Annotated in this window: 23 protein-coding genes; 15 read left to right on the top strand and 8 right to left on the bottom strand. The window is 36.1% G+C overall.

What is annotated here, in order from left to right:
- Positions 1-68 precede the first annotated feature (68 nt).
- The 3 genes from MKY07_RS17525 to MKY07_RS17515 all read right to left on the bottom strand — a co-directional run bounded on the left by MKY07_RS17525 (position 69) and on the right by MKY07_RS17515 (position 2,167).
- On the bottom strand, positions 69-785 hold the full coding sequence (locus MKY07_RS17525) for a dihydropteridine reductase (RefSeq protein WP_339263263.1): 717 nt from the start codon (positions 783-785) through the stop codon (positions 69-71).
- Positions 786-983: 198 nt separating this feature from the next.
- A complete protein-coding gene (locus tag MKY07_RS17520) occupies positions 984-1,412 on the bottom strand; it encodes a MarR family transcriptional regulator (protein ID WP_014822630.1) in 429 nt (142 codons plus the stop codon).
- A 125-nt stretch (positions 1,413-1,537) separates the two neighbouring features.
- The gene (locus tag MKY07_RS17515; protein ID WP_339263262.1) at positions 1,538-2,167 is read right to left on the bottom strand and encodes a nitroreductase family protein; all 630 of its coding nucleotides are present in this window, start codon (positions 2,165-2,167) and stop codon (positions 1,538-1,540) included.
- Positions 2,168-2,364: 197 nt separating this feature from the next.
- Between MKY07_RS17515 and MKY07_RS17510 the strand changes: the two genes are divergently transcribed.
- Positions 2,365-2,928, top strand: a complete 564-nt coding sequence (locus MKY07_RS17510) for a CotY/CotZ family spore coat protein (RefSeq protein ID WP_339263261.1) — start codon at positions 2,365-2,367, stop codon at positions 2,926-2,928.
- 57 nt (positions 2,929-2,985) lie between these two features.
- On the opposite strand, the gene MKY07_RS17505 is transcribed toward MKY07_RS17510, so the two are convergent.
- The gene (locus MKY07_RS17505) at positions 2,986-3,351 is read right to left on the bottom strand and encodes a hypothetical protein (RefSeq protein WP_014822632.1); all 366 of its coding nucleotides are present in this window, start codon (positions 3,349-3,351) and stop codon (positions 2,986-2,988) included.
- Between the two features lie 11 nt (positions 3,352-3,362).
- Positions 3,363-4,550 carry a ParM/StbA family protein gene (locus MKY07_RS17500; RefSeq protein WP_339263260.1) on the bottom strand — a complete coding sequence of 396 codons (1,188 nt, stop codon included), beginning with the start codon at positions 4,548-4,550 and terminating at the stop codon, positions 3,363-3,365.
- 156 nt (positions 4,551-4,706) lie between these two features.
- Between MKY07_RS17500 and MKY07_RS17495 the strand changes: the two genes are divergently transcribed.
- The 5 genes from MKY07_RS17495 to MKY07_RS17475 all read left to right on the top strand — a co-directional run bounded on the left by MKY07_RS17495 (position 4,707) and on the right by MKY07_RS17475 (position 10,011).
- The gene (locus MKY07_RS17495; RefSeq protein WP_065217624.1) at positions 4,707-5,465 is read left to right on the top strand and encodes a CsxC family protein; all 759 of its coding nucleotides are present in this window, start codon (positions 4,707-4,709) and stop codon (positions 5,463-5,465) included.
- A 90-nt stretch (positions 5,466-5,555) separates the two neighbouring features.
- Positions 5,556-7,466, top strand: a complete 1,911-nt coding sequence (locus tag MKY07_RS17490) for a hypothetical protein (RefSeq protein ID WP_339263259.1) — start codon at positions 5,556-5,558, stop codon at positions 7,464-7,466.
- A gap of 261 nt (positions 7,467-7,727) precedes the next feature.
- On the top strand, positions 7,728-8,528 hold the full coding sequence (locus MKY07_RS17485; RefSeq protein WP_339264667.1) for a CsxC family protein: 801 nt from the start codon (positions 7,728-7,730) through the stop codon (positions 8,526-8,528).
- 195 nt (positions 8,529-8,723) lie between these two features.
- Entirely contained in the window at positions 8,724-8,891 is a 168-nt protein-coding gene (locus MKY07_RS17480; RefSeq protein WP_014822637.1) for a hypothetical protein, read from the top strand.
- Between the two features lie 166 nt (positions 8,892-9,057).
- On the top strand, positions 9,058-10,011 hold the full coding sequence (locus MKY07_RS17475) for a zinc-binding dehydrogenase (RefSeq protein ID WP_339263258.1): 954 nt from the start codon (positions 9,058-9,060) through the stop codon (positions 10,009-10,011).
- Positions 10,012-10,141: 130 nt separating this feature from the next.
- Here MKY07_RS17475 and MKY07_RS17470 read toward each other — a convergent pair whose 3' ends face one another.
- The gene (locus MKY07_RS17470; protein WP_014822639.1) at positions 10,142-12,187 is read right to left on the bottom strand and encodes a methyl-accepting chemotaxis protein; all 2,046 of its coding nucleotides are present in this window, start codon (positions 12,185-12,187) and stop codon (positions 10,142-10,144) included.
- Positions 12,188-12,501: 314 nt separating this feature from the next.
- Here MKY07_RS17470 and MKY07_RS17465 point away from each other — a divergent pair, with 314 nt between their 5' ends.
- From MKY07_RS17465 to MKY07_RS17455, 3 genes are all read left to right on the top strand, one after another.
- Entirely contained in the window at positions 12,502-13,407 is a 906-nt protein-coding gene (locus MKY07_RS17465) for an NAD(P)/FAD-dependent oxidoreductase (RefSeq protein WP_065217620.1), read from the top strand.
- Positions 13,408-13,638: 231 nt separating this feature from the next.
- Positions 13,639-14,490: a DegV family protein gene (locus tag MKY07_RS17460; RefSeq protein WP_339263257.1), complete on the top strand. Its 852-nt coding sequence runs from the start codon at positions 13,639-13,641 to the stop codon at positions 14,488-14,490.
- 43 nt (positions 14,491-14,533) lie between these two features.
- Positions 14,534-14,815 carry a potassium transporter Kef gene (locus MKY07_RS17455; protein WP_339263256.1) on the top strand — a complete coding sequence of 94 codons (282 nt, stop codon included), beginning with the start codon at positions 14,534-14,536 and terminating at the stop codon, positions 14,813-14,815.
- Positions 14,816-14,875: 60 nt separating this feature from the next.
- Here the strand turns inward: MKY07_RS17455 and MKY07_RS17450 are convergent, their stop codons facing one another.
- Complete coding sequence (locus MKY07_RS17450) at positions 14,876-15,610, bottom strand: YqcI/YcgG family protein (RefSeq protein WP_014822643.1); 735 nt, start codon at positions 15,608-15,610, stop codon at positions 14,876-14,878.
- Positions 15,611-15,783: 173 nt separating this feature from the next.
- Between MKY07_RS17450 and MKY07_RS17445 the strand changes: the two genes are divergently transcribed.
- From MKY07_RS17445 to MKY07_RS17420, 6 genes are all read left to right on the top strand, one after another.
- A complete protein-coding gene (locus MKY07_RS17445; RefSeq protein WP_008405565.1) occupies positions 15,784-16,638 on the top strand; it encodes a dimethylarginine dimethylaminohydrolase family protein in 855 nt (284 codons plus the stop codon).
- Positions 16,639-16,822: 184 nt separating this feature from the next.
- Positions 16,823-17,674 carry a DegV family protein gene (locus tag MKY07_RS17440; protein ID WP_339263255.1) on the top strand — a complete coding sequence of 284 codons (852 nt, stop codon included), beginning with the start codon at positions 16,823-16,825 and terminating at the stop codon, positions 17,672-17,674.
- Between the two features lie 716 nt (positions 17,675-18,390).
- Positions 18,391-18,534: a hypothetical protein gene (locus MKY07_RS17435; protein ID WP_014822645.1), complete on the top strand. Its 144-nt coding sequence runs from the start codon at positions 18,391-18,393 to the stop codon at positions 18,532-18,534.
- Between the two features lie 105 nt (positions 18,535-18,639).
- Positions 18,640-18,861: a DUF2829 domain-containing protein gene (locus MKY07_RS17430; protein ID WP_008405570.1), complete on the top strand. Its 222-nt coding sequence runs from the start codon at positions 18,640-18,642 to the stop codon at positions 18,859-18,861.
- 55 nt (positions 18,862-18,916) lie between these two features.
- Positions 18,917-19,639, top strand: a complete 723-nt coding sequence (locus MKY07_RS17425; RefSeq protein ID WP_339263254.1) for a 3-oxoacyl-ACP reductase — start codon at positions 18,917-18,919, stop codon at positions 19,637-19,639.
- Positions 19,640-19,788: 149 nt separating this feature from the next.
- Positions 19,789-20,292 (top strand): QueT transporter family protein, encoded by a 504-nt coding sequence (locus MKY07_RS17420; RefSeq protein WP_339263253.1) that lies wholly within the window; start codon positions 19,789-19,791, stop codon positions 20,290-20,292.
- Positions 20,293-20,359: 67 nt separating this feature from the next.
- Here MKY07_RS17420 and splB read toward each other — a convergent pair whose 3' ends face one another.
- A complete protein-coding gene (gene splB, locus MKY07_RS17415) occupies positions 20,360-21,388 on the bottom strand; it encodes a spore photoproduct lyase (RefSeq protein WP_339263252.1) in 1,029 nt (342 codons plus the stop codon).
- Positions 21,389-21,443 lie beyond the last annotated feature (55 nt).

Raw genomic sequence — 21,443 nt, 5'->3', positions numbered from 1 at the left:
GATAAAAAAGCGGGGCTATCCTAAGAGTAGAACAACTCTTATCGGATAGCCCCGTTTCATATAATCATTTAAATTGTAGTTTCCACCGGGAAAAAGTTAGGTAATTGTCGTTCACGTTTATCGAGGACAATTTGTTCTGGTTTGATACCTTGTTCACGTAACGTATCAATGTTTTGCATAATAAACTCGTCGCTGCCGACAACATAAAACAGACCGTCTCGATCAGCGGCAAGTTTTTTCACTTCTTCATAGTAATCTTTACGATTATCGACGTACTGTGATGTGAAGTTTTTAACAGGTGCAGATTCGAAAATATCGGTAAATAAGTAGTCTTTTGTTGAATCAATATTTAGAGAATGAATGCGACTGATGTTGTCAGGACGTTCCAAATAAGAAAGTACAAGAGGTCTAAACGTTGCAAGACCTACACCGGAAGACAATAAGTAAATATTTCTATTTTGTCTTTTCAGCGGTACATTGGAATGGATTTTAAAGAGTGCAACTTTATCGCCGACTTCGAGATTTCTTAAAATCGATTTAAATTCAGAGCACAGTTCTTTAATACGAGTTGTTATCCCGACAGTCTTCTCATTTGGTAATGTGGAGATTGACATATGACGAACTAAGCTTTTATTTGGCTGATCACCAGCATTGAAACCTTCTAATGCAAGGTGGGTGTGGGCACCTTCTTCCCATGTAAAGCCTTCAGGAAGGTCGAGCAAAAACGTTTTAACTTCTGGTGTTTCATCAATAATTTTGTTTATTTTCGTCCAGTATATTTGCATGATACATTCTCCTTAAGTAATGCATATTTTCTTTATAGTTATAGTATATCACAGATGATAAACATTCTCATTTAAAACTATCCGTAATTACATTAATTTAGTGGAACGCCAGTAGTAAAAGGGTTATGAGAGCAAAAAAAGAAGAACAATTTCCTGGATACAGAAAATCGTTCTTCTTACTTTATTATTCTGCAAAGATTAAAGCTTCTCTACATTATGATTTAAGCGCGTAAGAAACTGTTTAAGCTGCTGTAATTCGCTATCTGAAAAATCTTCATAAAGGTCATTCAGAAATTGATCTTTAAACATTGTGCAACCTTCAAGTAATGCTCGTCCTTTATCGGTAATCGTTACAAGAACTTCTCGGTTGTTCTTTGCATTGCGTTGACGTTCCACATATTGCTGTTCTTCAAGCAGCTTTAAATGGCGCGTAATTGCAGATTGATCAATAGCTAAAGATTGTTGCAGAACCTTTTGAGAAACGCTTCCTTTTTTTATTAAAGAAACTAATATTTCATATCTCGTTAAACTGACTTCTGTTCTTTTTTCAAATATTTGTGTTACATGACGGTCTAATCTTTTTAACATCATGATCATCTGTTTTTTATCATCCAAACAAACTTCCATACTATACCTCCTTACATTGATTGCTTTTCGTTCCAAGTATCCCTATATGGTAGCATTTCCGTTCATTCGGATAAAGTCTAAAAAATTTTAATTGAACATGTCAGGCAAAGGCTCCTATAAGTCCATTAGCTAGAAAAACGAATAATTTGGTCGAATGGTAAACGAGATGAATTACGTGCTGGCATAGCAGCTTTTCCGATAGCGATTAATATCATCGGAACCTCATTTGCAGGCAACTCATATCTTTTAGCGAATGCTGCTTTATCAAAGCCGCCCATTATTACTGTGTCATAGCCCATGTCCTTCGCTAAAAGTACGATTTGCATAGAAATTAAACCTGAATCCAAATGTGCAATATTACTGCGTTCAGCATCCGAAAAATTGCTGTACGATGCTTCAGAATTTGAAATCATCATATCTGCAATTTCACGTGGCATATAGCCTAACTCAACATTTAAATCATTAATTTGCTTAGCATTTTTATACATTTCGATATCGCCAATGACTGCAATTATTGCAGATGATGTTTCAATTTGTTCCTGATTAAATCCAGCGATGCGCAACTCTTTCTTTTGCTCCTGATTGTCAATAACAAGGAAGCGCCAAGGCTGTAAGTTACTTGATGAAGGAGCTGATGTTGCTTGCTGTAAAATATGTTGAATTGTCTCACGGGGAATCGTAACACCAGGTTCATATTTACGAACTGATTTACGTTCATCCATTAATTTTTCTAAAGCTGATTTTTGTTGTGACATTTTTTTCACCCTTCTTTATCGAAATTGGAATAGGATTTTATTTTAGTTGATGAGTCAACAATTGACAAGTCATATGTCTTGGAGAGAGTCTCTGAGGAATACTCAATTTTCCTCTGTCGATAGGCGATGTATTCAAGCAAAACACTAAATCTACCCATATGATAAAAAGAAAATATTATTTTTGGGGAGTGAAAGACATGTATAACCATGAAAAAGAAAGTAGTTATAATCAGGAATATTTTCCAAGTTACAAAGAAGAAGGGCATTGCAAGGGGCATTGCAATAAGGATAAACATAAAGGCGCATGCGTAGAAGAAATTCTTGAGGCAATTTTAAAAGCACAAAGGAAAGCCGAGAATGATCATGACAAGAAATGTTCTTCATGCGATGAATCGTTTGAAGAACGATTAGAAGAAAAAGAACACAGGAAATTTAGTAAAAACACTATTCCGGTTATTCTGTATTGTGGATGTGAACCATTTAAAGGTGAAGGCGTAACGGCTTGTCTGGCAGGAATGAAGGATAAAAAATTCATCTGCATTACTAGTTTTATTTTCAAGGTCAGAGAAATAAAAGGCAATTGTGCTGAATTGGAACTTTTAACGTTTAAACCAAAAAGAGATCGGTGCAATAAGTTCATGAGCCCTTGTGAACAAATTAACCATCAATATGTTAGCGACTTAATGAAAACAGGAATCTGCATTACTGTAGACTTATCCTGTTTCTGTGCAGTTACTACTTTACCAGCTGTACGACTATAGAAACGTGGTAGTGTTTTAATAATAGGTGAACTCTCCCCTAAAGTTCACCTATACAATTTACCCTCCAAAAACATCCAGAATATCGTCGACTTCCTGTATATCTAAATGAGTTGAGTTTGTTTTGACCTTTCTCGTTGGAATGCTTGCATATACATTATTTACTTGATGTCCCTGCAGCAATTGCTTGATTTCGACCAAAGCCACTAAAATATCTTCATTTGGCTGGATTTTTTTAGCTGGATGAAAATATTCAGTAAGTGCTGATAATAATAAATGATTAAGTGTCTGATTTTCGGCATGGTATTCGATTTGTTTTAAGATTTCTGTAGAAACCCCCACTGTTTCTCCGCTTTTAACATCGATAAAATGTGATGGAACTGTTAGTGCAGTCTTATTGAAATAGTCTGTATATAATTTAGACATATCCATCATCCTTAATTTCTCACAGAGATGAGGTTTTCAGTTTCTGTTTGAGCCTTAATTTGCTTCATTTTTGCAAGAATCATCAAGCCATGAACATTCAATTTTTCCATATTTTCGGGGAATGTCAATTGAATTGGCCGTCCTCTATCTGCCCAACGAACAGCTACTTCCTGTATTTGCTTCTGTGCTAGTTTGGCAGCGCCTCCGACAGCGATATATCGCGTAGCTCCTTTAATTTCGCTAGAACTGCTTCTAACCCGATCAAAATGTTCCAAATACTTGATGGCCAGTGATTTTAATTGTGGAACAATATATTTACTTATATCTTTTCTGACACCTGCAAATGGCTCCACATACCATTCTGATTGTCCGGCAGCCAGTTTTTCTTCTAATTCTGCACGAGAATCAAATTTATAAAATTCATTTTTACTCACCTTTTGAATAATATTATCGAGGAACTGATTGATGCCGAATGTTTCGCCTTCTACAGAAGCAACGGGTTTATTATTCTTGATTCCGACAAAATCAACAGAATCTCCACCTAGATCCCCAATAATAATCCCTTTCTGTGAATCCTTGACTAGGTCATCATCTTTGATTCCTAGTGTCTCTTGATCTCGTGTTAACCCGAGGTAAGCACAAGCACCTTCCGCGCCAATAATGACATCTTCTACATATAATTTTACAGTTATTTCTTTTGGATCTGAGACACCCGGTACCTTATGAAAAATAACTGTATGTGTCCCTAATAACTGTTGTCTAAATTTTTCCTTCATTTGCTTATATTGAGTAGTTGGCAAAGATACCGCTAATTGATCAATGTGATAGTGTATTTCAGTTTCATTAGGATTTATGCATATGGCATGGAAAGCAGCCAAACCAAATAAGAGAATATAAGTGCGATCTTCGGCAACCTTTTGGTTATTGAATCCGGTTAAACTTACATCACGTTGTTTAGTGGCTGCCTTCCCGATATAGAATACTTCTCTTTTGTCGATAATGGCATGGCTTTTGAGTTCAACAATCAGATTTTCTTCAAATTTGATATCTTCCTCATCATAAGGTTTTTCATGAAACTCCTCATCGTACAAAGAGATTGCGTTTGGTATCTGATAATCCCCATAATATCCGTCATCAGATGACAAAGCTTTATACCAGCTATTCCCGCAATCCACCGCAAGAAGGTTTTTCCCTTCCATATTTCACTCACCTCTCATTTTTAATTGTATGCAGAACATTGGCCCACACGTGCCTGTACTTATTAATTTCCTGCTAAATATGATTTTAGGTATTCGCCCAGAGAATGGGCATTTGGCCCGCATATGATGCACTAATTGATATTTAGGAGGGGCAAGATGTACGAAGATAAAAAAAGTGATGTATGTAAAATCCCGTCAAATTTAAATGAGTGTGATAATAAACCTCATAACCCCCATGTAAGTATTGGGAAGATTTATACAAAAGTTCCGGTAGTATTGGCTGAACTCACAGTACAAGTAAACTTAGATGCCTGTATTAAATTTCCCAAGCCTGTCTTGGAAATAAAAGATGTTAAAAAACAGATTAAACTAGTACAATGCAGATTGCTTCTGCCGACGAATAAATTATTTATTAAAGGGTTTGTGCGAAAAAATATCCAATATGCGACTCCGATGACAGAGCCGGAATGTACATTAAAAACCATTTCATCCAGCATAAATTCCTTGACGGTTGATGTTCCTTTTAGCTGTGTAACAGAGATCAAACACTATTTGAGAAAACCTGTTCAACCTTCATTCAACACTCGGAGTGAGTTCGATTTTTTAATTGCAGATACATTGCCAAGCGGGTTTCCGGAAAAAGATGAATTTTTATCAAACGATCTATCTCAGTTTCATCAAAACTCCACTCAGTATTATAATGAATTACCATTCTGCGAGTTAGTTTCCAGTAATATTATTGAATGGGATGAAGCGATTGATCGAACACATTTATCAAAGGATGCTCCTATAGGTGAAGGAGTTTTTACTCAAGTTGAAGAAAAAATGGTTGTTGATATAACGTTAAAAGTACTTCAAAACCAACAAATACGCGTATCTTCAACAACAAATGATGATTGTGATGACTATTGTTAAAGATTTTAGATTGAAAGACTGAAAAAGAATCTTTAACTTTTCGTAAGGAGGGGAAGGAGGGGGTGCGTATGAGCATTCCTTCCAAAAGCCATGAATAATTTCCGAAATCAATATGTAGGCCCCGACACATATCAAGGTAAGGTTCATGAATATTATAAAAATCCATCAACCCCGAATAGTATCCAATTTTCTTTAAACAATCATCAAGGATTTGAACAGAATGAAACTCGACATAGTCAAAAGTATGAAAAAACAAAAAACCATTCTATCTATTTAAATGATCAGTTAGGAAAAAGAACAGATTCAAAACCAGTTCTTTTTTCACCACCTAAAGTTGATTCGGTACAGAAGCCTCTGAATGAAAATTCAAAGGAGGGGTTACCATTAGTTACTTCTGAAAGTAAAAACCGCGAAAAGGACAAGGAAGAAGTAGTTTCCAATTTAACGAAGGAATTCTCTCTCATGCTTGATGATACGTCTTCAAAAAATGAAGAATTTACAGCTCTTCCAGAAAGCGAATTTGAGAACGATTCCTTTTTAAATTCGAGTGAAAGTCTATCCATATCTGAAAATAAATACGCTGATGAATATTCTAGTGACGAGGATGATAAAAATTATACTGAACATAACGATCTTACAATAGGCGACCATTATACTAACATGCTAATTGACGAGTTTGAGTCTGGACGTAAAAAGCATTCATTAAATGAAAATACGAGCATTTTGGAAGATATGTTCTCCAAAATACTTTCAGAAAGTGATGAGCTGCAGGAAGGAAAGCAAAAAAAAGAATCCCATGAAGAAATGCGAAACATGATTGAAGAATACGTTGGAACGAATAATGACAAGACAGAAGACAATTTCTTTGACTTGTTTTCAAAAATCGATGAGTTTAGGGAAGAAGAACAGGACAGTACCAAGACTGAAGCAGATGTTGAAAAGTTGGATGGAAATAACGACACGTTTGCAGATAAATACTATACAATGCTTTTAGAAAACGATGAACTGCAGGAAGAACAAGAGGGCAATATAATTGCAGAAGAGATTGACGGGGCGAATGAAAATACCGATACGCTTGCAGATAAATTCTATACAATGCTTTTAGAAAACGATGAACTGCAGGAAGAACAAGAGGGCAATATAATTGCAGAAGAGATTGACGGGGCGAATGAAAATACCGATACGCTTGCACAAAAATTCTTTACAATACTTTCAGAAAACGATGAATTACAGAAAGAAAAACAAAACAGTTCAATTACAAATGTTGAAGAGACAAAGTACGTTGAAATAGAAGATATCTCAACCGATGAGCCTCAACTAAATCAAAAAAAAAATTCTTCCAAAAAGAAGAATAGAAAGTATTGTATTAACAAAAATAACCCATATCACATAGCGGATTTTAAGGAAGATGACGGTGAGCAACTTCTTCAAAAAAATACTTACTTTAACGATTCTATCGAAAATACAAAAAAAATAACTGTCAAAATGCCAGTATTGCTGACTGAATTACAGACAGATATAGATATTATTGAAACAATTGATTTGCTAATGCCGCTTCATAATATATTGAAAGTAGAATGGTCCGTCCAATCGCTTGATTGCAATGTTGTATTACCTTCGACGACAGTGTTTTTAAAAGGTGACATCACTGCAGAAGTTTCATTCAGCAACAAAGAGCATGAAAACAATATCGAATCATTGAAAGTCACTATTCCATGGAAAAAAACTGAAAATATTCACTGGCTAACCTTACCTGATACGCCTTTCAGCAAACAAGAAGAATTTATGTTCCACACCCACGATACCCACGATTCTAATTACCACTATGAAGCTAAACGAAAATTTGCAGAATCTATTCAAAGTCAATTAAAACAAGTCCATTTTGTTTGGCATCAAGAACTAAATTCAACGGAAAAACAACTTCAAGTTAACGGGTTCGCTCAATTGTCTATTCAATTTTTTCAAGAACAATTTGTTGACCTGAATCGCTACTCGAAATAATTATTGAGTAGCATTTTTTATGGGAATAATAAGGACATGCTTTTTTCAGGAGTAAGTATTTTACACGTAGAAAACTAAAAATTTAAATTATATAGAAAAAATGTTTTTGAAATTGAATCATATGACTATTTTACTAGCCTATGACATAAATACATCATTACATATGTTAGGAATGTAGAGTGAAACTTTGACTCTAACAAAAAAGAAAGAGGGTATAAAATAATGGATCAAAATTATTCTAAGAATGACGGCGGCTATTCAATGGACGATAGCTGCAAGCCAGCCAAAAATCATAAGCAAGCGGAGGATCATGGGGTTAAATCAAATCAGCAAATTCCTGTAACTGATTCAGACGTAACTTTAGTTACATCTCCACTTACAACACCTACTTTTAAAATTCCAGTAGTAGTTGCAGAGAGAACACTTCAAATCGTCGTAGAGTCAGACATTTCTCTTTATCCACCAGCTACGGAAATTAAGCGTGTTAAAAAACATGTATTTTTAGATCAAGTAAAATTAGTACCAGTAGCATTCGCACCAATTTTGACTGCTGCTGGCGCGCCAACTGGCTATTTCACAGTAACAAGAGCGAAATTATTTGTTGGAGGTCATATTCGTAAAAATATTGAATATGCTTCAGCAGATTACAATGCACCATTACAAGATCGAATCGCAAATGTTCGCTTCTCAGGCTTTGCAGAATTAACAGTTGGTGATTTCCTGAGCCCACCAATTTTTGGTGTATCAGAAAATGCAGAATCTAATTTCGTTAACGAAAAAACTCAAATGGATGCTCGTTTGGATAAATACTTCTTCCAAAATCTTGTGAGATACAATGAGCAGCCATACGGTGAGTTAGTCGCTGCCAACTTCTTTGAACTTGATTTTTCACCAAATTCCACTTATCATGATGGATCTTTCCACACACTGCGTGAAAAAATCGTACTTGACCTTACTGTAAAAGTATTACAAGTTCAGCAAGTTAACGTAGGTGCTGGTGGTGCCTTGACATCAGTAGTCCCTGACCTTCTTCCTGGTATCACTCCTCCTGCAGCAGAATAAGAGTAAGCTAGTTTGTAAGTGTAAGAGGCACCCAAATCGTTTGTTCGATTTCGGGTGCCTTTACATTGTTAAATCGTAAATTTTTTGTTTACTCTTAATGCATCCATTCTTACATGAACTAGCTAGATGCTTTTAAGTAGACAATGCGGATAGAAAAATTATTTCCACACACACTGTTAGTGGAGGTGAGTTGGAATGGGGAACAATAAACATAAAAACAATAAAACTCAGGATAACAAAAAACAGCAGAATCAAAATCAAAATGCTAACAGACCACGTGAAAACAGAGAAGAATTTGCTGAGGAAGTAAACTTCAACCAAAATCAAAATAAAAACCAAAAACAGAATAAAAAAGACTGTTAATTTTTTATAAGCCCAGCCCCAATACTCATTTTGAAAATGTTTATTGGGGCTTGGTTTATTATGCGTAATATTATCGTTTTATACAGCCAGACACAAAGACGGATCTGTTTTGAAATGAAGAGGTTATTCTAAAAACGGAAATATAAAGTTAATGGGAGGGAATTGTGTGAAAGGTTGGTTATTTTCAGGTACAAACAAACCGTTAGAATTGATTGAGAAAGAGGATCCAAAAGCAATTCCGGGTCAGGTTGTGATTGATGTAAAAGCTGCCGGCCTATGTCATTCAGATGTAGCGGCATTACAAGATCCAGGGTGGATGCCACTTTTCCCTAACGGCCCTGTTATTATGGGACATGAGTTTGCCGGGGTTGTAATTGAAGTTGGTGAAGGTGTAAAAAATATTAAAGTTGGGGACCGCGTTGGCGTTAACCCGATGGATAGGGCCACGAAAGTAACAGCCGGATACAACTATGATGGTGGGTACGCAGAAAAAGTGCGTGTACCTGAACATCAATGTGTAGTTATTCCCGAGGGCGTGTCCTTTGTAGAAGGTGCTGCTTCAACAGATGCCGGAATCACAGCTTATCGAGCTCTTTTTAGTATCGGGCAAGCAAAAGAAGGAACAAAATTAGGAATCATCGGAGTCGGCGGACTTGGACAATTTGCTCTACAAATGGCATTAATTAAAGGATGCAAAGTATATGCTACCGATGTTTCTCCGGACGCGCGTAAACTTGCTGATGAACTGGGTGCTCATAAAGTTTACGATACGATTCTTGATATGAAAGAAGCGGAATGTGACGTCATTGTTGACTTTGCGGGTTTCGGTCAAACCACATCTGATGCGTTGGAAGCTGTAAAAGTACAAGGCACAGTTGTGATTGTTGGAATGGGGAAACTGGAATCCAATATCAATACGTACTTAATGATTACAAAAGAAATTAAACTTTTAGGAAGTAATGGCGGATCAGTCGAGGACTTACAAGGTGTATATGATTGTTTTGCTACTGGAAAAATGTGCCCGAATCTGATTACAATTCCATTTGAAGAAGTCGACAAAGGTATCGAGAAACTGAAAAACCATGAGGTGAAAGGCCGGTTAGTAGCTGTATTTGAATAATAATTTAGATCATAGGAATTCTTCTCTTCGATGTATTTACGACATATAAAAAGCAGTTCAAATTTTATTTTAGTTAAAATTTGAACTGCTTTTAATTTTGAAAAATTGCCTATTACTATCTTACTGTTGACTAGAGCTTAAATTTAGAAACCGACTCAGTTAATTTTTCAACCTGGTTATTTAAATGAGTAGCATGCATCGTTACTTCAGAAGTAGCAGACGTTTGTTCTTCAATTGAACTTGCAATTTCTTGAGTCTCTGCTGTAACTTCTGTTGTCATTTCATTAACAACTGCAATTGAAGATACAACGACATTTTTTTGCTGTTGCATTGTTGATACATTCTCCATCGTGTTTGATATTGATACTTTCATATTTTCCAATGTATCGGACAGTTGTTTAATAGCATTATCTACAGTATTAACTGCTGACTTCTGATCTTCGCTAATCTCATTTGTTTGCTTCATTACTTGAACGAGTTGCTCAGTATCTTCTAAAATACTTAGAATAATTTGCTGAATATTAGTTGTTGCCGCTTTAGAACTTTCTGCTAAGCTTCTTACTTCATCTGCCACAACCGCAAAACCTTTACCATGTTCACCTGCTCGAGCAGCTTCAATTGAAGCATTAAGTGCAAGTAAATTTGTTTGTTCGGTAATTTGAGCAATTACATCCGTTACTTTTGAAATGGATTTAGTTTTCCCATCTAACTGTCCGGTTACAACCGTTACTTCATTGAACGCTCGCTCTAAATTCGCATAGGATGTTTCCAATTGTTGAACCTTACCAATACTCGAATGCACTTCAACCAATGCTTCGTCTGCATCATTTACCATTTGCTGAGTTTTTAATTCTATAGATTCTATACCATCGGCCAATACATGAATAGCTGTAGAACCATCATGCATTTTTTCTGCTTGTGTGCTTGTATTCATAGCAATTTCTTCAATGCTGTTTGAGACATTATTTAACGCTTGCTCATTTTCCTTCGCAATAATCGCTAAACTGTTTGAAGAATGTTGAATTTGTAATGAATTTTCATTTACTTGGTTAATTAAATTGCGGACCTCATCAAGCATTTTGTTGTAGTGATTTGCCAAGTCTGCAATTTCGTCATTTGACTTTGTTTCAAAACGTGAAATAAAGTCGCCACTTGCTGTTTTTTCGAATACTTTTTTAAAGTTATTAAAAATCTCTACTAATTTTCGTGCCATGAAATAGGCAATTAAACACCCTATTATTAGCCCGATTACTAATGATATCCAACCTGCAATTGTTAAATCTTTTAACTGCTGTGCATAACTATTAGCATCTACTAATGAAACAATTTGCCAATTATTTTTCTCGATTACCTGAACTTCACCTGTATAATTCACTTCATTCCATTCAAACTGTTCAATTTTATTGCTTCCATTTTTGGCATCGGAGAGCCATTTAAACTCTGCTTCTAATTTGGCAGTATCTAATAAGTCCGTAACCCCTTCAATTTCACCGGAATTATCCGCAATAATATTTTTCCCGTCCCCATCTTCAATAAATGAAGATATAATCAATCCATTTGGATCGACAATCATTAATTTTGAAGATGATTTGGCTTCAATTCCTTCACGAATTGTACCAATTGTTGAGAAATCAATATCATAGCCGACCGCACCAACAAGTTCATCGTTTTTAAATACCGGGGCGATAACAGAAGTCATCAGCTTGTTTACACCAGTATCCAAATAGACATCCATCCATTGTAGGTTGGGGTTTGCGTTCAATTTCGAGAATGTTTGAGAATCACGTACATCCCATTCATAATCGATTTGAGGTGTGACATGTAATTTTCCGGTATTAAAGTCCATGTAATATACGGATAAATAATTTTTATTATTCTCTTTCAATGTGCGGGTAATTTTATCGATTTGTAAATAATCAACCTGTTCATTTTGTAAAATCGTTTCGATAACCTGACCGAACTGCAGAAGATTTGTTTCATAATTTTCTAAGCCTAAGGATACTTGATCAACAGCATTTTTTGCATTATTAGAAGAAGTTTGCTCATTTTCTTCCGTTAAAATATTTCGAACTGTCCACTGACTAAAAATAACTGTGATGACAACTGCTAAAATAACAGTGAGTGAAATGAACATCATCCACTTAGTTTTAATAGTTAAATTGTTAAATATATTCATGTTTTACATCTACCTTTTACCTATGTATTTACTTTCATTCCCAAAATGAGGGGTTTGAGACGAATTAAGGATATATTATCACGGGACTTTTGTCTATTAATTTTTCAGTAAATTATAATATATATTTAAAAGTTATAATTTTTTGATTTATTTTACTATTCATTAAATATTTAATATAAATTTTTTACTAAAGGATACTTCTGGTTTTTTGGTTCAAAATATCCAAGATAGGGCATAAAGAATTATGGATGTTTTTTCTATATAAATACTGGGAATTTAATGGAATTAGAAACAAATTAAGTGGGTGAAAAAAAGTGGATGTATTGGATTGTATTATTATCGGCGGTGGACCGGCAGGATTAAGTGCGAGTTTAGTTTTAGGTAGAGCTAGGAGAGAGATTGTATTATTCGATGATAAAACGAATCGCAATCGCGTGACAGATGAGGCCCGTGGATTTATTACGCGGGATCGGACAAATCCACAGGAATTCAGAGAAATGGGATTGCAAGAATTGGATAACTATCCATCGGTATCCTACGTGAATGCAACCGTTACTGAAATAATTAAGGACACAGATAATGAAAGATTTACTGTCAAAGCATCTAACAAGCAGGAGTATGTGACAGAAAAAATTATATTGGCTACAGGAATTCAAGAGGTTTTTTTCATACCGAGCATAAGAAACTATTATGGAAAAAGTTTATTTAGCTGCCCTTACTGCGATGGTTGGGAACAGCGGGATAAACCTTTAGTTGTGATCGCGGAAAAAGAAGATCATGTAATGCATTTAACTAAACTAATTTATAACTGGTCAAAAGATTTAGTTGTTCTAACGAATGGCCTTAAACTATCGAAAGAGGCGGTGTCACAGTTAGAAAGACGAAAGATCAAAATAATAGAGGATCGGATAAAAACTTTAATTGGGAATGACGGCTATTTAGAAAAAATAGAATTTGAGTCAGGAGAAACAGTAAAGCGTTCATATGGTTTTGTAGCGCCGACCTATTACCGTCCTAATAAACTAGTGGAAATGTTAGGATGTGAAATACATGAAAATGGGAAAGTTATAACAGATGGCGTTGGCAGAACATCTGAAAAAAATGTTTATATTGCAGGAGAAACCGAAACAGCCCGACCGTCTTCCTTAATGATTTCGGCTGCCAGAGGAAATAAAGCGGCAGTTTCTGTAAATGTTGATCTTACTGAGGAACGTTTTTAAATTGGAAGTAGAACAAAAAAATTATGAGTACTAAAATTACAAAACGAATTTTTGAAAAAGAATTCGTTTTTTTCTATTGAACATGTCATAACAGGTAATGCTAATCTAACTCTTACATATAAATATAGTAGAGGTTCAATTAATCTATAAGTAAGTTTATATTACAGTAATAACTATAGATAAAAATAATAAGTACGCATAAATGGCTGCGTAAAGTGGAAGGTGTATACGATGAGAAAGATTATTTTATCAACTGACAGTGGAGCAGATTTACCGAAAGAACTCGTTGAAAAATATCAAATTCAAGTAGCTCCCATGCACATCATTATGGATGGAAAAGATTATTTGGACGGAGAGCTATCTGTAGAAGAAGTTTTTGAATATTATAATCGCACTAAGAAAATCCCATCTACTGCAGCAACTAATGTACAGGAGTATCATGATTTCTTTTCAAAAATCAGATCGGATTTTCCGGATAGTCTCATTATTCACATTGGTTGTACATCAAAAGCATCCGTCACTTTTCAAAGTGCGGTCATAGCTGCAAAAGAATTTGACGACCTTTTCCTTGTTGATTCATTAAATATAACAGGGGGATTAGCTGCAATCGTCATGTATGCGGCCATTTTGCTTGAACATGAACCTTCCATTGACCATAATCGTTTAATAGAGAAAATAGAATCCTTTGTTCCGAAAACAAGGCTTGCGATTCTTCCAGGCAGTCTCGACTTTTTGAAAGCGGGTGGAAGGGTAAGTAATCTAGTTTATCTTGGTGGAGCATTGTTGAAAATAAAGCCTTGTATTGAATTAAAGGATGGGAAACTTGTTTCAATAAGAAACTATCGCGGGAAGATGAGTATTGTAGCAGAAAAGTTTATGCGGGATTTTTTAAATGAATATAATATTGATAGAAAACTGCTATTTTTGATTTACTCTATTGGACTTGATGAAAGTATTAAAAATCGGATGGTTGAAATTGCAAGAGGGAAAGGATTCGAAAATGTGAAATGGATGCAAGCCGGAGCGGGAATATCTACGCATGCTGGTCCAGGCGGGTTTGGGGTTGCCGGATTAGAACGTTAGCATACGGTAGTAAATGTTTCGATTGTTGAGGGGTAGATACAGTATGGATAAAATTATATGGTTATCAGCACTAACTTATTTTCTTTTAATCGCTTTACTTATTATCAGCTATTATATAAGTAAAGGACTTTCCAGAATGATAGTCAGCTTCATCGGTATTGCAGCCCTTGTATTATTAACTTGGACATTAATCGATAATAAAATTATGGATTATCAGGATGCGAATATCGGGTTGGGATTAGTATTTTTTTTAGTATGGATTATCACTTTTTTTATGTTTTTATTTGCGCTTATTATGTTATTTCGGTCAAAAAGACAGGGTTAGTCCGAATAACAAAAGAACGAATCTTCCAGTGGATTCGTTCTTTTGTTTTGAACTATAAACTTATAGTAATGATTTATGCTGGAAAGGGCATTTTCCTTGAATTGGCACTATGTCATCACCGATAAAGGATTGTTTCCATTCGTTATGTGTCGGATCTCCAAAGTGGCCGATATCAGGATGCTTCGGAAGCTGATCCCAAACTTCCACACGTTTCCGCACTTTCTCCCTCGACATAATCCCGCCTTTTTCAGTACCCTCTAAACCTTGGAATATTTTACGGGGCTGAAATCCAAGTACCATTGCATTTCCTAAATGGCGGGTTTTGCGCTTCTTATATGCGGGAGCATTTCCAAACACAAAGATCGGCTCTCCAGCGAAATGAAAATCCCACAAGTAATGATCCGGATCACGAGGACTGTTTTCCGGCCATTCTACTTTATCGACCGTATGCAGGTACTGAAGGATATCCCAAAACTGTTTGCGGTAATCATCTATAGCACCTTCTTGTTCAAAAGGCTCCACAAAAACAAAGAGACCGTGTCTTTTATAATTGGGCTGTTTAAACAAATCTAAAAAACCTTCAACTGCTTGAGGCAGATTACTCCAGTCGTCCTGTGTAATATACGCATAACGGAGTTCGCCTTTTAGTTCGCCGCTCATACCAAAAAAGCATGGGAATGTTTTATCCGTTACCGTATTATGAAAAGTTTCATATTCGCTATACAGCCAACTTGGCAAGTCTGTTCGATTGTGAAAATCCTCTTTTGTTAATAGTGCCTGCCCTTTCGTAATCATATAATCTCCTCCATTGATGTTCTTCGCCTAATTTTAATTTTTATTGCTAGTCCATACCCCAACGGAAAATTCCTGAAACAACAGCATTCACCTAGTAATGATCGGAAATAGTTTATGAAATCGAGAAATTAGGGAATGGTATAAAGGTGAATTGAAAATTTGGAGGATGACTTATGGTTAAAACAGTTTCAAATAAATCTAACGTACAATGTCAAAGTGAATATGGAATTTTAAAACAAGTCGTATTATGCGAGCCTGAATATATGGAAATTAAAGAAGTGATAAATGATGTTCAAAAAAAATATGAAGATGACAATATTGATCAAGAACTTGCCGTTAAGCAGCACCGAAACTTTGAGCAAGCGTTACGTAATGCCGGTGTAGAAATAATTAAACTGCCGCCTAGTAAAGACCATCCGGAACAAGTGTTTACAAGAGATATTGGTTTTACAATTGGAAATCACTTGTTTGTTTCTGAAATGGCCAATCCCATCCGTCAAGGTGAAGAGGAAGTATTGGCTCAATGGCTGAACAACAATAAAATTGCTTACAAAAACCTTTCTTTACATTCCATTGAAGGTGGCGATGTGATTGTTGATGGCAATAGGGTCTTTGTCGGAATTAGTGATCGTACATGCAAAAAAGCAATTCAAAATTTACAAAAAGAATTACCCGATTATGAAATTATTCCGATCCCGTTTAACCCAAAATATTTACATTTAGACTGTGTATTCAATATTCTCTCATCAGAAGATGCTCTTATTTTTCCGGAAGCGTTCGAACCAAAAATAGTCAATCTTTTGTCGAGTATGTATCATTTGATCGAAGTAAGTGAAACCGAGCAGTTTTCAATGGGGACGAATGTGCTTTCTATTGGACAAAACCGTGTGCTGAGCTTGCCGATTAATCGTGATGTGAATTATCAAATGAAACAGCATGGTTATGAAGTGCTGGAAGTTGATTTCTCAGAAATTATTAAATCTGGCGGCTCATTCAGATGCTGTTCGATGCCAATTTTACGGCAATAAAAATTTGATGCCTTCCAATTATCGATGCGAATAGTCTTATTCGCACTTCGTTTTTACTATATGTCATTTATACAACACTCATTCTAAAAGTTGTGCTTCCCGCACTTCCTTTTTAGTGTATATTTAAGGTGAATACGCAAAAAAAGATTGCAGCAGTGACTGCGCTTTTTGAAAGGAAGGTACAATGAAGAGAATTATTTTATCGACTGAGAGTGGCGCGGATTTACCGAAGGACCTAGTTGAAAAACATCAAATTCAAGTAGTACCGATGCACGTTATTATGGATGGAAAAGATTATTTGGATGGTAAGGTATCTGTAGAAGATGTTTTTCAATTTTATGACCGGTCGAAAGCAATTCCCTCTACAGCTGCGACGAATGTCCATGAATACCATGATTTGTTTACAAATATTCGATTGAAGTATCCTGAAAGCATTATTATTCACATTGGCTATACGTCAAAAGCATCTGCTTCCTTTCAAAGTGCGGTAATTGCAGCAGAAGATTTTGACGATCTTTATCTTATTGATACGTTAAATGTAACGGGTGGATTAGGTGCAGTGGTGATGTATGCAGCAAATTTGCTTGAAGAAGAACCTGAGATTAGCCATGAGTGCTTAATTGAAAAAATCTATTCAATCGTTCCTAAAACAAGACTGGCTTTCTTGCCAGGAAGTTTAGACTTTTTAAAAGCCGGGGGACGGGTGAGTAATCTCGCATATATAGGTGGCGCATTGCTTAAAATAAAGCCTTGCATCGAGTTAAAAGAGGGGAAACTTGTTTCAACTAGAAAATACCGTGGCAAAATGGATAGTGTGGCAGAAAAGCTTATGAACGATTATTTCAATGAATACGATATAGATCGTAAACAGTTATATTTAATTTACTCGATAGGACTTGATGAACGTATTAAAGAACGTTTGGAAGAAGTCTCGAAGGAAAACGGCTTTGAGAATGTAAGATGGATGCAGGCCGGAGCGATGATTTCTACTCATGCAGGTCCAGGAGGATTTGGTATTGCGGGGATAGAACGTTAGTGAACAAAATAAGAAAGAACCTGGAGTTTTAATTCCAGGTTCTTTTTTGATTATCACTTTTGCTCCTCCATGACACACTGCCTCGCTTTCAGATTAAATTTTAGATTGCTCCAAAAATATTCTGTTTAAGCATATTCAGTTCTTGATGGTCCTTTTGAGATTGATCATTCGCACTCATCGGGTTAACCCTCCAGTCACTTTGATTTGAAGTGAAATCTTTAATAGTATAGGCCTTATTTTATTTTTTAAACGTTAATCAAAAAAGTTTTTTTATAATACGATGGAGATTCCACGTAGGGCACTATTTAGGCAAAAATAAGAAAGAACCTGGATTTTTAATTCCAGGTTCTTTTTTTGATTACCACTTATGATCCTCCATGACACACTGCCTCGCTTTCAGATTAATTTTAGATTACTCCAAAAATACTCTGTGTAAGCTTATTCAGTTCTTGTTGGTCCTTTTGAGATTGATCTTTCGCACTCATCGGGTTAACCCTCCAGTCACTTAGATTTGAAGTGAAATCTTTAATAGTATAGGTCATATATTATTTTTTATACAAAAAGTTATAAAATTTTCCCGTCAAATAATTTGGATACTCAAAGCGCTAAAAATTGTCTTGATATAAATAAATTGGTGTTCATTTGATTACAGCATACATTCATTAATTTTACGCAAAATAGATAAGAATCCAATTCGTTTTCGGAGGTGAAATAAGTTGGCGAAAAAAAGTAAAACAAGCTTCACTAAGAACAAAAAGGAAAAAAAGGACACGAACCGCCGTGAAGAGTATTCAAAAGAGTTTAATCAAGTAATTCATAATAACCCGCCGCAAGAAGTGACAAAGCATAGAGGAACATAAGGATGTGGTGCACCGGAATATCATTTTGATACCCGGTGCATGTGATTTTCGTAACTTATTGTTATAATATGTATAAGAAATATGAATACATAAAGGAAGATGAATATGACATTTGAAGAAATTTTGCCACGTTTAAAAAATGGAGAAAAAATAATCCGTAAAGGCTGGGGCGGTGCTGAACTATATGTAAAATATGTGCCGGCGACTACATTGGATGATTTAGACATGAACCCGTACTTTGTTATTAATGTAACTGGTGAAGGATATACAATGTTTACACCGACAGTTTGTGATATTTTAGCGGATGATTGGGAAATTGTTCTATAAGAAATTTACGCTGGCTTGTTTTATACAAGTCAGTTCTTTTTTTGGAGGGAATACAGTGGGAAACCGATTTGAAAATAAAGTGGTCGTCATAACAGGGACCGCATCCGGGATTGGTCGTGCACAGGCAGCTGCCTTTTTAACAGAAGGGGCCACTGTTGTTGGGATCGATATTCAGAAAGCAGCTATAACAGACGATAAGTATCATCACTATGTAGGAAGTGTAGCGGATAACCAATTTATTGAAGAAACGATTGGACAATTAAAGTCTATTGATATTTTATGCAATACAGCCGGCGTACTTGATGGTTATGCTCCGTCACTGGAGACAGAAGAAGCACTATGGGACAAAATCTTTAACGTGAATGTAAAAGGGATGTTCTTTGTAACGAACGCAGTATTAAAGGAAATGCTCAAACAAAAGCGCGGTATTATCGTAAATATGGCGTCCATCGCAGGAATGGTTGCTGGTGGCGGTGGAGCGGCATATACGGCATCCAAACATGCTGTAATCGGTTATACAAAGCAGCTTTCCTATGATTATTGTAAGGAAGGTATACGTGTGAATGGAATTGCACCGGGAGCGATTGAAACACCGATGAATGCGGCCGATTTTGAAGGGTCAGGAGAAATGGCGAAGTTAGTTGCAGAGCAAACACCGGCTGGTCGATGGGCAAAGCCGGAAGAAGTTGCAAATGTTACGTTATTTTTAGCGAGTGAAGCAAGCGATTATATGCATGCAACAATATTACCGGTCGATGGTGGATGGATGAACAAATAAAGTATTGCCATTATTTAATATTTACTCCATAATGAATTGGTGCAAAATCACACTATGGCACTTTGGTAGGGTACTAGCACCCATGCTCCTTTGGTCATAGTTATCAGTAAAATAGCAACTAGCTATTTTATAAAGGAGGAAATTAAATAATGGAAAATTCTGTTTCATCATCACGTGTCAACGTGCATGAAACAGCTAAAGTTGCGATCGTTGCTTCTCTTTATGTAGCAGTGACGCTTGTTTTGGCTGTCATAAGTTTCGGAGCCGTACAATTAAGGCTGTCGGAGATGTTTAACTATTTAGTTCTGTTCCATAAACGTTACATAGTAGCAGTAACATTAGGTGTGGTCATTGCAAACTTCTTTTCGCCGATGTGGTGGGTTGATGTACCGGTAGGCGGGATCGCTACACTGATTGTGTTAGTAATTTGCCGTATCGTTACAAAAAATATGGAAAACTTAGTGTTGAAAATTATTGTAACCGGAGTTATTTTTACAGCATCCATGTTTACAGTGGCAGCACAGCTGATGGTCGTTTTTGATATGCCATTTTGGCCAACGTACGGAATGGTAGCAGTGGGGGAAGCCTTTTCAATGCTAGTAGGCGGCGTCACAATTTATTTATTGCAAAAGAAAATTGATTTTACTAAATAATAATTAAAAAACCGTTAAATATAAGAAGCAGACAGTTCAAAAATGAATGTCTGCTTTTATTTTTGCATTAAGTGAAATATTCCAGCTTTGCATTTGGAAAGAATTTTTCCATGTAGCTGTAGAGTGTTTCTTTCATTTCATCTTCTTCGTCCTTTTGGTAAATATACTTACTGATTCCGTATTTTCCCCACTTCACTCGTCTTGCTGATTCGTCCAGCTTTAGCTTCGTCTTCGGGTAGTTTTTATTAATCACATTTTTAGCAGCCTTTGTAAAACGGTGCTGAATAAATTCGAATGTAATATCTTCCCGAACGTCTTGGGGGAGTTCGGCGTCAAGTCGTTCAAACATATGATAGTAACCTTCCTGCCAACCGTCATGAAGATAAATCGGCGCTACGATAAACCCAAGCGGATAGCCCGCTCTCGCTACTTTCCCGGCTGCCTCAATACGCTGGGCAAGCGAGGATGTACCGGGTTCAAAATTTCTTATAACATAATCCGCGTTAATACTAAAACGAAATCTCGTATGACCATTATGTTTAGCATCGAGTAAATGTTCAACATGATGAAACTTTGTGACAAACCTTAACCTGCCGAGCTCGGTTTGACCAAAATGCTCTATCGCCTTCTTTAATGAATGGGTTAAGTGATCTAAACCTACAATATCGGAAGTACAGGCTGCTTCAAACCTTGTAATTTCAGGTGCACGTTCTTCAATATACCGGTCAGCCGCTTCAAATATTTCCTCGACATTCACATATGTGCGAATATACGGTTTGCTTCCCATTGTTGTCTGTAAATAGCAATAATGGCAGTGCCCCATACAACCTGTAGCAAGTGGAATAGCATATTCTGCGGAAGGCTTGGACGTATCAAACTTCAACGTTTTGCGAATACCAACGACAAGAGTGGATTTTGCAATTCGATACTTTTGCAAATCATTTTCTCCGGGAAAGTCCCGTATTTGATTATGGGAAGTTGTATACCGTATCTCAATGCCTAACGCTTCAAACTTTTCTTTTAGTTCTTTGCCAAGCGGATAGTCCAATGCCTTCGGTTCAAAATAAACAAGCTGAGGGATGAAAGGTTTATTCATGTTTTTTGCACAACACCTTCTCTTTATTTTGGTTTAGTTTGTCTTGAGAACAGGG

Source organism: Solibacillus sp. FSL W7-1472 (assembly GCF_037969775.1).
GTDB classification, from domain to species: Bacteria; Bacillota; Bacilli; order Bacillales_A; family Planococcaceae; genus Solibacillus; species Solibacillus silvestris.
The sequence above is the reverse complement of the archived record's forward strand: the minus strand, read 5'-3'. Positions and strand labels throughout refer to the sequence as shown.

Coding starts and splice junctions, on each gene's coding strand:
- MKY07_RS17525 (WP_339263263.1), bottom strand. CDS start 785: ATGCAAATATACTGGACGAAAATAAACAAAATTATTGATGAAACACCA.
- MKY07_RS17520 (WP_014822630.1), bottom strand. CDS start 1,412: ATGGAAGTTTGTTTGGATGATAAAAAACAGATGATCATGATGTTAAAA.
- MKY07_RS17515 (WP_339263262.1), bottom strand. CDS start 2,167: ATGTCACAACAAAAATCAGCTTTAGAAAAATTAATGGATGAACGTAAA.
- MKY07_RS17510 (WP_339263261.1), top strand. CDS start 2,365: ATGTATAACCATGAAAAAGAAAGTAGTTATAATCAGGAATATTTTCCA.
- MKY07_RS17505 (WP_014822632.1), bottom strand. CDS start 3,351: ATGTCTAAATTATATACAGACTATTTCAATAAGACTGCACTAACAGTT.
- MKY07_RS17500 (WP_339263260.1), bottom strand. CDS start 4,550: ATGGAAGGGAAAAACCTTCTTGCGGTGGATTGCGGGAATAGCTGGTAT.
- MKY07_RS17495 (WP_065217624.1), top strand. CDS start 4,707: ATGTACGAAGATAAAAAAAGTGATGTATGTAAAATCCCGTCAAATTTA.
- MKY07_RS17490 (WP_339263259.1), top strand. CDS start 5,556: ATGAATAATTTCCGAAATCAATATGTAGGCCCCGACACATATCAAGGT.
- MKY07_RS17485 (WP_339264667.1), top strand. CDS start 7,728: ATGGACGATAGCTGCAAGCCAGCCAAAAATCATAAGCAAGCGGAGGAT.
- MKY07_RS17480 (WP_014822637.1), top strand. CDS start 8,724: ATGGGGAACAATAAACATAAAAACAATAAAACTCAGGATAACAAAAAA.
- MKY07_RS17470 (WP_014822639.1), bottom strand. CDS start 12,187: ATGAATATATTTAACAATTTAACTATTAAAACTAAGTGGATGATGTTC.
- MKY07_RS17460 (WP_339263257.1), top strand. CDS start 13,639: ATGAGAAAGATTATTTTATCAACTGACAGTGGAGCAGATTTACCGAAA.
- MKY07_RS17455 (WP_339263256.1), top strand. CDS start 14,534: ATGGATAAAATTATATGGTTATCAGCACTAACTTATTTTCTTTTAATC.
- MKY07_RS17450 (WP_014822643.1), bottom strand. CDS start 15,610: ATGATTACGAAAGGGCAGGCACTATTAACAAAAGAGGATTTTCACAAT.
- MKY07_RS17445 (WP_008405565.1), top strand. CDS start 15,784: ATGGTTAAAACAGTTTCAAATAAATCTAACGTACAATGTCAAAGTGAA.
- MKY07_RS17440 (WP_339263255.1), top strand. CDS start 16,823: ATGAAGAGAATTATTTTATCGACTGAGAGTGGCGCGGATTTACCGAAG.
- MKY07_RS17430 (WP_008405570.1), top strand. CDS start 18,640: ATGACATTTGAAGAAATTTTGCCACGTTTAAAAAATGGAGAAAAAATA.
- MKY07_RS17420 (WP_339263253.1), top strand. CDS start 19,789: ATGGAAAATTCTGTTTCATCATCACGTGTCAACGTGCATGAAACAGCT.
- splB (WP_339263252.1), bottom strand. CDS start 21,388: ATGAATAAACCTTTCATCCCTCAGCTTGTTTATTTTGAACCGAAGGCA.